The 12,360-nt window shown below is 59.4% G+C and carries 11 protein-coding genes; 1 reads left to right on the top strand and 10 read right to left on the bottom strand.

From position 1 onward, the window contains the following. Positions 1 to 18: 18 nt before the first annotated feature. The 9 genes from glmU to RJT37_RS18760 all read right to left on the bottom strand — a co-directional run bounded on the left by glmU (position 19) and on the right by RJT37_RS18760 (position 9,403). Positions 19 to 1,227, bottom strand: coding sequence for a bifunctional sugar-1-phosphate nucleotidylyltransferase/acetyltransferase (gene glmU / locus RJT37_RS18720; RefSeq protein WP_313690305.1), 1,209 nt, complete (start codon positions 1,225 to 1,227; stop codon positions 19 to 21). A 473-nt stretch (positions 1,228 to 1,700) separates the two neighbouring features. Further along, positions 1,701 to 2,051, bottom strand: a complete 351-nt coding sequence (ddfA, locus tag RJT37_RS18725) for a DdfA family disk-determining factor (RefSeq protein WP_313690307.1) — start codon at positions 2,049 to 2,051, stop codon at positions 1,701 to 1,703. Between the two features lie 71 nt (positions 2,052 to 2,122). Further along, complete coding sequence (locus tag RJT37_RS18730; protein WP_313690308.1) at positions 2,123 to 2,779, bottom strand: helix-turn-helix domain-containing protein; 657 nt, start codon at positions 2,777 to 2,779, stop codon at positions 2,123 to 2,125. Positions 2,780 to 3,052: 273 nt separating this feature from the next. After that, on the bottom strand, positions 3,053 to 3,433 hold the full coding sequence (locus tag RJT37_RS18735) for a type II toxin-antitoxin system VapC family toxin (protein ID WP_313690309.1): 381 nt from the start codon (positions 3,431 to 3,433) through the stop codon (positions 3,053 to 3,055). Beyond that, positions 3,423 to 3,671 (bottom strand): AbrB/MazE/SpoVT family DNA-binding domain-containing protein, encoded by a 249-nt coding sequence (locus RJT37_RS18740; protein ID WP_313690311.1) that lies wholly within the window; start codon positions 3,669 to 3,671, stop codon positions 3,423 to 3,425. Before RJT37_RS18740 ends, RJT37_RS18735 begins: the two co-directional genes overlap by 11 nt. A 307-nt stretch (positions 3,672 to 3,978) precedes the next feature. Continuing rightward, on the bottom strand, positions 3,979 to 4,617 hold the full coding sequence (locus RJT37_RS18745) for an L-threonylcarbamoyladenylate synthase (protein ID WP_313690313.1): 639 nt from the start codon (positions 4,615 to 4,617) through the stop codon (positions 3,979 to 3,981). 155 nt (positions 4,618 to 4,772) lie between these two features. Next, the gene (glmM, locus tag RJT37_RS18750) at positions 4,773 to 6,107 is read right to left on the bottom strand and encodes a phosphoglucosamine mutase (RefSeq protein ID WP_313690315.1); all 1,335 of its coding nucleotides are present in this window, start codon (positions 6,105 to 6,107) and stop codon (positions 4,773 to 4,775) included. A 156-nt stretch (positions 6,108 to 6,263) separates the two neighbouring features. Continuing rightward, entirely contained in the window at positions 6,264 to 8,066 is a 1,803-nt protein-coding gene (gene glmS / locus RJT37_RS18755) for a glutamine--fructose-6-phosphate transaminase (isomerizing) (RefSeq protein WP_313690317.1), read from the bottom strand. A gap of 173 nt (positions 8,067 to 8,239) precedes the next feature. Next, positions 8,240 to 9,403 (bottom strand): sugar phosphate nucleotidyltransferase, encoded by a 1,164-nt coding sequence (locus RJT37_RS18760; RefSeq protein ID WP_313690319.1) that lies wholly within the window; start codon positions 9,401 to 9,403, stop codon positions 8,240 to 8,242. Between the two features lie 276 nt (positions 9,404 to 9,679). On the opposite strand from RJT37_RS18760, the gene rdfA reads away from it, so the two are divergent. Beyond that, positions 9,680 to 10,285: a rod-determining factor RdfA gene (gene rdfA / locus RJT37_RS18765; protein ID WP_313690321.1), complete on the top strand. Its 606-nt coding sequence runs from the start codon at positions 9,680 to 9,682 to the stop codon at positions 10,283 to 10,285. A 124-nt stretch (positions 10,286 to 10,409) separates the two neighbouring features. Here the strand turns inward: rdfA and RJT37_RS18770 are convergent, their stop codons facing one another. Further along, positions 10,410 to 11,636, bottom strand: coding sequence for a tyrosine-type recombinase/integrase (locus RJT37_RS18770; RefSeq protein ID WP_313690323.1), 1,227 nt, complete (start codon positions 11,634 to 11,636; stop codon positions 10,410 to 10,412). Positions 11,637 to 12,360 lie beyond the last annotated feature (724 nt).

A 12,360-nucleotide genomic window follows, 5' to 3' on the forward strand; every position in this document is an offset into this window, starting at 1 on the left:
GAATATCTCACTGTGCCGTTACTGACTGGAAGGCATCCGATCTTTGAGGACGACCGCTCCGGGACCGATCGTCACGTCACTCCCCACTTTCACGCCCGCGTTGAGTGAGGTATTGATCCCCGTTTTGACGCCGTCGCCGAGGACGACACCCAGTTTGCGGCGGCCAGTATCGACCCGTTCTCCCTTTACCGTCATCCGGATCGACTCGTCGTCGTGCCGGAGGTTCGCAACGTTCGTCCCCGCCCCCAGGTTGACGTCGCGACCGAGAATCGAGTCTCCGACGTAGGACAGATGTGGTACTGCGGCATCGGCCATCAGGATCGAATTTTTCACCTCGACGCCGTGGCCGATGTGGGCGTCCCGGCCGAGCGCTGTGCTCCCCCGGATGTAGGCGTTCGGCCCGACTTCAGCCCCCGCCGACACGATTGCCGGCCCTTCGATGACGACTCCCTCCCGGACGGTTGCGCCCGCCTCGACAACGACGGCTCCCTCGAGTTGTGCGTCCGCGGCGACGTCGCCGCGAATCCGACGATCGATAGATCCGAGCAGGCGTTCGTTTGCCGCCAAAAGCTCCCAGGGGCGGCCGACGTCCAGCCAGTGGCCGTCATACTCGACGACCGAAACCTCGTGACCGTCAGCAAGGAGTAATTCGAGCGTCTCGGTGATCTCGTATTCGCCACGGGCGCTTTGCTCGGTCCGATCGATATACTCGAAGACGGACGAGTCGAAGGCATAACAGCCGACGTTCGCGAGGTTCGTCGGCGGCTCTGCGGGCTTTTCGACGATGTCCTCAAGCCGTCCGTCCGCCCCAACTGACACGACACCGTACGACTGTGGGTTCTCGACGGGCGTCGTCGCGATCGCGTGTCCCGCTGTGTCGGCCAACGCCTTCGGCAATGTGGCATCGACGAGGACGTCGCCGTTGAGAACAATGAATCGGTCGTCGACGACGGGGCGAACCTGCGCGATGGCGTGGGCCGTCCCCGCGGGATCGTCTTGCGTAACGTACGTGATCGGGACGTCCCGATACCGCTCGCCGAAGTGTGCTTCGACGTCTGCCCCACGGTAGCCGATTACGACGACGAACTCCTCGACGACGTCGAGACACGCATCAAAGACGTGTTCCAGCAGGGGACGACCGGCGGCGGGCAACAGCGGTTTCGGGCGGTCGTCAGTTAGCGGTCGCATCCGGGTCCCCTGTCCCGCCGCGAGCACGACTCCGTACATATCGTGTTCCGATGGCGTACTGTGGCATAGTGACTGTGGTATCTATGATAACACCCCCCACGAAAGAGCAACGGTTATTGCCACGCCGAGACACGAAACCGATCCCGGCACTGGGAGTCCCCTCTTTCGAATTTTGAATGAGGAGACAGCAGTCGGTCGTCCAAGATTTCCCCTCAGAGTCGCAGATGCATCCCTATGCTTCTCGTCGGTGACCCACGACGGGGGTCGGACCCTGCAGACTTTGCATCGACTCTGTGTGTCGGTGAGACGGCTGAGCAGCACCTGATTTTTCATCTCGACATCAAAGGGCAGCCGAAACACCGTCGAACCACCGACGACTAATGGCTTCATCAGTAACGGGCTATTCGGTGAACCGCGAATCGAGGATCTCATTTTTTCGGCGGCTATGTAGATAGTTCGACCGGAGAGGTAATGAAACAGACCTCCCGTACGTCTTCCTACACGACTGTCTACTACCGCCCGGGCGCTGGTGGTGTAATCACGATGCTCCCGTGCTCCTTGAGAACTATCTGGTGGTCGGCATACTCGAAGGAGACGGTTATCGCGGTCTGAGGCGGACCGTTCGTGCTGGTCTCGAAGAGCATATTTAGTGCATCGGGATCCAAGGCAGAGTGGAGAGGGGGGAGATCGAGTGGATCCGTTTGGGTTGCTTCTGCAACGGCGTATACTACTGCTTCCGTGGGCAGACGTGTACGACCATCAAATTCCGTCTGGTAGGTTCCGGTCTCCTCGCTAAATATCACGTGATCGGACGCGACAGAGTCTTTGCCCGGCGACTCGTTTGGTCTTGTTGATGAGGTCATCCGGTCCGCTCTAGAGTAAGTGACCGTATCAACCTTGACTTTTCATATGAAATGTGTTGATTTCGGGAAGGTCACGCGGTATTAATCAACGTACTTTTGATGAGCTGATTGACACCCCGGCGGAGGCGGGACCCGAATGCTTGGCCAGTAATCTCGAACTCGCCCGCAAGGTCGTTCAGTGACACCTCCCGCGGTGTCTGATAGTAGCCGCGATTGTAGGCCAGAATCAGCGCCTCTCGCTGGGCGTCAGTCAAGCCGTACTCCTGTCCAACTGTGGCCGAGGAGAGAGTTCGAATTGATGTGAGTGAAATTGGAATATCGTGCTCGCGGCAGTATTCTTGGAGATGCGTGATGGCGGTATGGGTCTCACCGCGGACTTCGAACGTCCACGAGTCGGTTGTCCCGGTCCCTGAAATGAGCGTCCCATTCATTTCACTGATGGCTCGGAGGAGTCCTTGTCTCTCTGGCTTCCATTCGACACGAAGCAAGTACGCTCCGTTGACCTTGTCGAGTTGTTTGACACTTCTGGTTTCCGATGCTTGGCTCGCGCTTGTGAGTACTGACGAGATATCGCTCTGACTCAGTCCTCTGATCCAAATATACGGAATGAGTGCCGGTCGTGTGGGAACGATGCGCTCAAGCTCAATCTCCACATCTGGATGTCCTCGAAAGAGCGCACCCAGCGGAAACGTGTCCGCTTGTACTGTGAATTTGGCTACGGTCGCCATAGGATCGACTACGCACTGGAACCTGATAAGCGACAACGCAAGAGAAGGAACTCGGTCCTATCGCCCTCGATTGACACGCACAGGACCCGCTCAGCACGAAACAGGTCCAATCAACCGAAGCTCCGTGATAGACACAGCCTCTATATTCAGCAGGGCGTTCCTGACAGATCGTAAGTAGCTAACGATCTGCTGTGAGACAGCGTTCCTCTGTACTGAGCGAACCGTACTTCAGATGTGGGACTGATTCTATGACACTCCCGGACGCTGTCGCGCTTAGGCCGGAGGATCCTCGTTGGGTTCGAGTCGAATCCGATTCACACTACTAAGCTCATCGTATGCCTGATCACTGGAGATAATACTGCCACCGGAGAGAGCCGCGTGGAATGCGTCGAACGTGTTCAGGCCGTCCTCGATGTTCTCCGAGGCCTGATACACGACATTCGGATTGCCTTCGTACGCGGCCAGTTCGAGTATCGCCGTTACGGCACGTTCCCGGTCGAACGTGAACCGCTCTGCGACGAGAAACAGTTCGATAAACGTCGCCATCGAGACTTCAAGCTCGTCCTCGTGTTCGGCCAAGAGGGATTCGGCACGGTCAGCCAACCAGTCGTCGTTTTTCAGTAACGCCAGCCAGAAATCGAGATCAGCGTACATTCTCTCCAGCCTGATCGCGTGCCGCTTCACGTGCCGCTTCTTCGAGATCTGCGAGTGCTGCCTCGCGGAGTTCATCCGAAGCCGCTGCTCGTAATTCCTTCAGTGGATCTTCTGGGATCGGAACCAACTTGATACCGCTGTCGAGTTCCACGAGCCGGAATTTCTCACCGTAGCGGTCGCGGACCTCCTTCGGAATCGTGACACGCCCACGTTCGTCCGTTCGAACCTCGCCACTCATACTCGAAACGACGACGTGGGAATGGTTAACTTTTATTCCCACATAGCCATTTAAATTGGGAAAACATCTACAGGCGGACCATATCGACCGTTGAGAGTCGTCGTTTCTTGCGATGTGTCTCTGGCTCGTTGTGACGATAGTGCCACCAGTGGCCACTGCACCGGGGGATCGCTGGTGGTCTTCTCGCAGTGACCTCACGGACAGTGCCGACGGAACCAATGATTGACCCACCTTCTGAATTCAGCATCCGAGTGCCACACTTCACGATCGTCTCATAAAACCGTCTCTCGTTAATTACAAGTCAGTTTCAGAATATATCGATGACCGCGTTCAGATCCGCTCTGGTGAGGTCGCCTTCTCGGTACAAGCGTGGACCATTGGCAATATCGACTATAGTCGTCGCCTGAGTAGCTGACTCGGGTGGACCCTCGTTGATGATGATGTCGACGTCGTCACCAATATGCTCCCGTGCCAGTTCAAGATCGATGAGCGTATCGTCGTCGACCGTTCCCGACTGGTTCGCCGAGGTCATAGCCAGCGGCCCGTCGACGTAGGCCATCAACTCGCGCCACGTCGGGTTTGCGATACATCCGATCGAGACAGTGCCCTGGTGTTGAACACGGTGGTCAGGGACGCGGTCTGAGGCCTCCACGATGAGAAACGGCGGGCCGGGCCAGAACGCGTCGACCAGTCGTTCGGCGACGCCAGCTTCGTCGGGATAGCCGTACTGCCGCCAGTCGGCCGGGTCCCGGACAAACAGCGTCAAGGGTTTGCTTTGCGATCGCTCTTTGATCTTGTAGAGTCGATCGATAGCTGCTTCCTCGTCTGGATCAACTCCGAGAGCCATGTTCGTGTCGCTGGGCGAGAGTACGACTCCCCCGTTACGAATACAGGCGGCGGCCCGTCGGAGATTCTCCGAGGTCGGATCGAGGAGTAATTCAGACATCGGTTCTCGTTCAAATGCACACCGAAATCGTCTCACGGGGTTGTGAGCTTAGTGACCACTTTACAACGAGCTATTTGAAATTTAATTGTCTTTAATTAAGAATAAGGCCTGAATCGACGATAGCGGGAAGGAATGCGCGGCCAAACTCGGTACGATCACCTGGCGCGTTCGAGCAGCGACTGTGCGTCCTCGAAGAGCGCGTCGGCGTCGGCACCGTCACGTGCTTCGGCGGTGAGGCGAACGAGTGGCTGAGTCCCGCTGGCCCGGAGCAGGAACCACCCCGAATCGGTGTCGATCCGCACCCCATCGAGCGTTCGTACCTCGGCGTACTCCTCGTTCGCGAGGTCCCGCACGCGTTCCATCACTGCTGTCTTCGCCCGGGTCTCTATTGCGTCTCGCCGGATCGGATACTGCGGAAGATCCGCAACGAGCGTCGAGAGTGGTCCTCCCTGTGCGACGATCTCCCCGAGACGGCAGGCCGCAAACGGTCCGTCGGGACACAGGGTCTCGTCGGGCCAGATCCACGCGCCGCTCGGTTCGCCGCCGAAGACGACGTCCGGGTCCGTTGCACGTTCGGCGATGAAGACGTCCCCGACGGGCGTGTAGACGACGTCGGCGTCCTGCTGTGCGAGTGCGTCGGCGACCGCCAGCGACGTATCGACAGGCACCGCAACGCGATCACCCGGGCCGGCCGCCTGCGTCGCAAAGAGTCCCAGCAGAGCGTCGCCGCCGACGAACTGGCCGTCCTCGTCGATCGCCAGCAGTCGATCCGCGTCGCCGTCGTGGACGAGGCCCAGGTCGGCATCGGTCGCAGCGACGAGCTCACACGCCGAGGCGCAGTTTTCGGCGGTCGGTTCGCTGGGTCGTCCCGGAAATCCCCCGTCCCGCTGCCCGTTGAGCGTCTCGACGTCACAGCCGGCCGCAGCGAGGACATCCGCGGTGATCCGCCCGGTCCCGTTACCGATGTCGACGACGACCGACAGTTCCTGTACTGCCGGTTCCGATCCTGACGCCGCCGAGAGCGATTCCTGCAGTACACTTGCGTGTCGTCCGGCGGCATCGTCTGCAGTCGTCTGCCTCCCGATGTCGTTCCAGTCGGCGAACTCGAACGCCGCTGATTCGATCGTTTGGGTGATGGAGTCCCGTTTCGCGGTGTCGAACGCCTGCCCGCTGGCCGACCATAGTTTGAGGCCGTTGTCCTCGGGTGGGTTGTGCGAGGCGGTGATCGAGACGCCGGCGTCGGCGTCGACGTCGCCGACGTACCGTGCGATCGTCGGCGTGGGTTCGACACCAACGTCGACGACGTCGCTCCCGCACTCGGTGATCCCCGCGACGAGTGCCCGCCGCAGCATTTGCCCGCTCTCGCGAACGTCCCGGCCGACGACAATCTCGTCTGCGCCCGTCGATGCGAGTGCGCGACCCACCTGGAGGGCCACTTCGGCGGTGATTTCGTCTCCGATGGGACCGCGGATACCGCTCGTGCCGAACATTGATTGTGGATCTGTCGACTGAGAGAAAAAGCCCCCGCCTCGGACCGGGGACCGTGTCCTGGCGGGGACGTTCGGGATGGCCGTTCACCGTCCTTCGAGGCGGAGGCCCCGCCCTCAAGGAGCGAGCCGAAAGGCCAGTGAGTAGGGCGGGGTAGTTTACTCGACGGTAACACTCTTCGCCAGATTCCGCGGCTTATCGATCGGGCGGTCTTTCTCGTCGGCCACGTGATAGGCGAATAGCTGCAGCGCGACGTTGGCGACGACGGGTTCGAGCGGCCCACACTCGGGGACGTCGAACGTTGTTTCGACTTGTGAGGTGTGGGCCGGGTCGCTCGATACCCCGATGACGGGAGCGCCGCGGGAGTTGACTTCTTTGACGTTGTTGATCGTCTTGTCGGGATTCGTGGCCTCCGTGAGCAGCGCGATCACCGGCGTATCCGGCGTGACGAGCGCCAGCGGCCCGTGTTTGAGTTCGCCCGCCGGGAACCCCTCGGCGTGATCGTACGAAATTTCCTTGAGTTTGAGGGCGCTTTCGAGCGCCACCGGATAGCCGGCGTGCCGGCCGATGTAGAAGAACGCCCTGCTGTCGGCGTATTCCGTGGCGGTCTGTTTGATCGTGGCTTCCTGATCGAGGACCTGTTGGACGGCGGCCGGTAGGTCACGGGCTGCTTCGAGCAGTGCGCTCGTGTCCGCTGTCGAGAGGACACCGCGAAGTTGGCCGAGATAGACGGTAAAGAGCGTCGCGGTCGCGACCTGGGAGACGAACGTTTTGGTCGCGGCGACACCGATCTCGGGGCCGGCACGGATGAAGACTGTATCGTCGGCTTCTCTGGTGACAGTACTGCCGAGCGTGTTCGTCAACGCGAGTGTGCGAACCCCTGCTCGTGTGGCTTCCCGAAGCGCCGACAGCGTATCCGCCGTTTCACCGCTCTGGGTGATGGCGACGGCGAGCGTCTCGTCGGGGTTCCGGCCGTCCGTCCGACGGTACTCGCTGGCGATATCGACGCTGACGGTGACGTCAGTGTACGTCTCCAGCAGTTCTTTGGCGTACAGGCCGGCGTGGTAGGATGTCCCACAGGCGATGATCTGGATCTCCCTGATCGACTGGAGGAACCTGTCGGCGAGGTCGACGTCGAGTTCGACGCCCGTCGCGAGTTCGTCGATCCGTCCGGAGATCGCCTGCCGGAGGGCGCGCGGTTGCTCGTGGATCTCCTTGAGCATATAGTGGTTGTATCCGCTCTTGCCGGCGGCGTCGGCGTCCCAATCGAGCGTTTCCGTGTCGCGTTCGACGCGCTCGCCGTCGTTGTAGATCTCGGTCTCCTCCGCGGTCAATCGGGCGATGTCGCCGGACTGGAGATACGTGACACGATTCGTGTGTTCGATGAACGCCGTCGCGTCGCTGCCGATGAACGTCGCGTTGTCGGCGTGGCCGACGAGGAGCGGACTGTCTCGGCGGGCGACGACGACTCCCTCGTGACCCGTTGCGGTGACAGCGATCGCGTAGCTCCCGTCGAGTTGGTCGGTGGTTCGCTGGACGGCGGTGAGAATCGAGACGCCGTCCGCGAGGTGCTCTTCGATGAGATGCGGGATAACTTCGGTGTCGGTTTCGCTCTCGAAGAGGTGCCGCTCCCGGAGTTCGGCTTTGAGTTCGTCGTAGTTTTCGATGATGCCGTTGTGGACGACGGCGACCTCGCCGGTACAGTCCGTGTGTGGATGGGCATTCGTCTCGGTTGGCTCCCCGTGGGTACTCCAGCGGGTGTGTCCGATCCCACAGCCGACGTCCGTCTGTGAGGGCACGGGCAGTTCGTCGACTTCGCCCTCGGTTTTCTGAACCGCGAGCGACTCTGCGGTGAGGGCGATCCCTGCCGAGTCGTACCCCCGGTATTCGAGGTTCTTGAGTCCCTGGTGGACAATCTCGCCTGCTGAATCTTCGCCGATATAGCCGGCAATTCCACACATAGTCTTACCGTCATTGGTCAGATAAATCCAATAGTAATGTGGATCGTACTGCTGCGTTATACGGTGCTTTCCGACACTGGAGCGGAACTCGCTGCTATGATAAATGGCGACCTCCGAGCAGGTGAAGCGGCACCGATCTTGCGCCCACGAGCGTCACCCACTCGGGAGTCGACTCACCCGCGTCTGATGTCCGCGCTCTCGTCGATCCGCCCGGACACGTACGTACTGTCGCCGACTTTCGCGTTGTTGCCGACCACGGCGCCTGGCTGGATGGCGACGTTGGCCCCGATTTCGACGTTGTCGCCGAGCAGCCCGCCGAACGTGACCTCGTGATACACGCGGTCGTCGAGGACGACGTCAGTGATCCCACCTTTTACCGTCGTGTTCGGGCCGATCGTGGTGTTGGCGCCGACGATACAGTCTGTTACCACGGCGCCCGGCTTAAGTGTCACATCAGATAATATAACTGCGTTCTCCACGATCGCACCGGGGCCGATGCTGACGTTGTCCCCGAGCGTGACGCCACGGAGCACCGCCGCTTGCGGGTGGACCGCGACGCCATCGCCGACGATTGCGGCCTCCACGACGACGGCGGTGGGATCGACATTTGCCGACCCGGAGTCCACTGGACCCTCGGCGGCGATCAAAGAGTTGTTCACTTCGAGCAGGTCCCAGGGCTCGGAGACGTCGAGCCACATCCCGCGATACGTGACTGCCTGGAGCCGCTGTTCCGCGAGGAGTTCCGAGAGCGTGTCGGTCAGAGCTTGTTCTCCCTTGCTCTCGGTCTCCCGGATCGCCGCGAAGATATCCGGCGCGAACGCGTAGACACCGGCGTTGATGAACTCCGACGTCGTGAGTTCCGGGATCGGCTTTTCCTCGATGGTCTTGACCTCCCTCCCGTCGAACTCGACGACGCCGTATCGACTCGGTTCCGGAACGCGGGTGGCACTCACGACCGACTCGTTCGTCTCCCGGTGGCGTTCCCAGACGCGTTCGACCAGTTCCGCGTCGATGATCCGATCGCCGTTCAGCGCGAGAAACGACTCGCCGATCACCGATTCGGCCTGGAGAAGCGCGTGGCCCGTCCCGAGCTGTTGCTCCTGGACCACATAGGAGATGTCGAAGGCCCAGCCCTGGCCGTTGCCGAAATAGTTCTGGACGCGCTGGCGGTTCGCGCCCACAACGAGCAGCACTTCGTCGACGCCCGCGGCCTCGAGTGCTTCGAGGACGTGTTCGAGGATCGGCCGGTTGGCGACCGGGATCATCGGCTTCGGCCGGTTCTCGGTGAGCGGCCACAGTCGCCGGCCCTTCCCTGCCGCGAGAACGACAGCTTTCATCGGTACTACAAATCCGACCCGCGTGCATAGCTCTTGTGTCGGACGTAGGTATAGTAGCGTTTGCAACTGATTGCTCATCCGACTGCACGCCGTCGTGCGATTAGATGAGCGAAGACTTGCAAACGCTACTATAACAACACTCTCTTCGACATATCGTCGATAGACACGTCCTACTTCGACACACGGATCTGGCAAGAGAGATCTATTCGCTGTGGGCTTCCCCCGACCGGATCGCCTAACCGGAATTTCTATACACCTCGTTTTTAATCTCCCTATATGCCGCCAGACTCGGATCCGACCGAATACAAGGTTGGACGACTTATCGACAAGTACGATCTTGACGGTCTGGGTCAAGAACTCGAGGACCGTTGGCTCGGCCGCGGCTACGAGTCACAGAGTCTCCGCTCGTTGGCCGATTGGTTCAATAAATATATCCTCGAAGAGAAGTTCAATCGGGCAGGAGAGCCCCCGATGGATGGCGAAATCGACAATATCTACCGACTACTGACTGATGACGAAGTGACGTCGGGAATGCGTCTCGACGCGGAAACCGCACTGGAGGAGAAAGATATCGATCCGGAAAATACTCGAAAAGAATTCGTCTCCCACCAGTCAGTGTACGTATACTTGACTGAACACCGAGGTGCATCGAAACAGCACTCGTCGAAAGATCGAATCGGGAGCGCCCGCGATACGATCCAACGACTGCAGAGCCGACTCATCGCGGTGATCGAAAACCATCTTGAGCAACTCCGTAACGCGGGAGAACTGACGATTGGAGAGTTCACCGTCCTCATCGACATTCAGATCCTCTGCGAGGACTGTGGTTCCAGTTACTCTCTCACCGATCTGTTCGACCGTGGTGGTTGTGACTGCGAGTAGGATATCGCGTCGGTCGTGACTCAGGGTAGCGTCCAAGCAGATTTTCGTCGCAGGATACGATCTCTGCACACCGGTATTACGGAAAACCGAGGAGAAAGCCCCGTGCTTCAGCGCGGGGAGGATGTCAAAACTCAGCTTCGTGCTCAAACGCCGCAGCAAGCCGGTCATACATCGCGTCGCGAAGATACTCACGTCGCTTTTCCTCGGAGAGGTAGTTCCGAAACACGACCATCGGGTCACTGCTCCCCTGTTCGTGGGCGACACTCTGGAGGCGGTCGATAACCGTCTCGACGGCGTCAGCGTACGCGCTGTACCAGAACCGACGTCCCATCTTCGAGGTCGGCCGCTCACCACGAACGCGCACATCCGCACGCGCGGCGATCGACTTGAACCGCCGATTGAGCGTCTCGCCGGTCACGTGCTCACGGCGGGCGTCCGGTGATGGGAACAGATATCCACCCCACTCCTCGCGACCCGAAAGCTGTGCAATCCGATCTCTGAGACCATCCTGGCCGTAGATCAACGCGACTGTCCCAGGGCCGTTCTTCCGCGTTTCGAACGTCAGATACGGCGACTCGGCCTGTAGTTCGACGTTCGCGGTGTGGAGGCTTGCCAACTCACTCCGGCGTAAGCCCCACGCACACAACCCGAGGACGATCAGTTGCTCTTCGGTGCCGTCAGCAGCAGCCACGAGGGATCCGACCTGTGCGGGCGCAAGCGCGGGGTTGTCCCGCTTGGCGACGTCCCACTCGTGGTCGTATCGAACGGGATTGAACGCTCCGTAGCCGCGGTCGACGAGCCAACTGTAGAGATCGTCGATGTCGGATCGATACCGGCGCTTTGAATCGTTGCTCTCGAGTTCTGTATCGAGCACGTCGAAGACGGCTGTGACGCGCTGAATCTCTTTGGGCTGGTCGGTCACATCGGTGATCCGAGAGACGATCGCTGCCGTTCCGTGAAGATCCTCGTAGTGGCGGAGAAACTGCCCCAGCCGGGAACGCTTCGATTGAAGAGTACTCTCCGCAGCCGATCCCCGTTGTTGTGACCGGAAATACTGTTCGAGGTACTCTATCGTCTGCTCGTTGTCGATCGGCCACGACGGGTTGTCTGCTGAGACGTCGTCCCCGAGTCCAACAGCCTGCTCGAAGAACTCCGAGAGCGTCATCCCGTGATGTTCTCGAACGGCGTACTGTAGCCCGCTGTATCCGTGGTCGACGAGCCACTGGTAGGTGAGGATATCCTGGTTCGGATCGTATCCCTCGCGCCGGCGTTCGGGAGCGATTTCGTGCTCGTAGAACTCGACGAGTTCGTCGAGTGACTTCCTCGACCAGTTGTAGGTTTGTTCACTCACGAGGATCCCAGGGGGAGAGTCCCGCTTGCTGCCTCCTGTGGTGATTCTAAGAGTGGAGATTTCATACTGCAGGGTTTATCTGACAGTGTGATAATCGTATTGGTTATGCGCGTGTCTCCAACAGACACGCGAAATAAGTAATATCTTCCGATTCGGATGCAGTAGAATAATAAACTGTATCACGATATACGAAATCCGAACCGCGCGTAAGCACACATCTCAAATTACTCTTCACAGTCATCTTCTTCCTCAACCGGGGTCAGTACCCCAGTGCTCTGGAACAACTTGCGCAACGTATCCATCCTCGCGTGTGATTTGAAATACACGCTTCAAAAGTGATATCCTCCCCCCGGTAAACAGCGGGGCTTCCCACAAGCGAAAGGTTGCTGGTTTGGGAGAGTTACGGTTTCACATTCCTAAGGGAATACTGGCAGTACCACGCTACCCCTATCCACCGTTGTGAGGGAGGATTCGGGGTTATCTTGCGCTTCCTGCACCCTGCTCGTCTTATGGAAGGGGTGCCTTCCACGACGAAAGGGCGAATCCCGATATTGTCTCATTAGGATAGGGTGGGTGGACAGCCTCGGTTAGCATTCAATTGTCCGGAAAACCTCTTAAAACATTCTGCGGGTGCTGTATCCCCGCACTGAAGAGCGAGGTTTTAGCACCCTACACCGTTAGTCGATTCTTGTTGAAGTAGCTCTTCCTAACGTTTACCTTTGCA

The organism is Halobellus marinus, assembly GCF_032113415.1.
Taxonomy (GTDB): Archaea; Halobacteriota; Halobacteria; order Halobacteriales; family Haloferacaceae; genus Haloquadratum; species Haloquadratum marinus.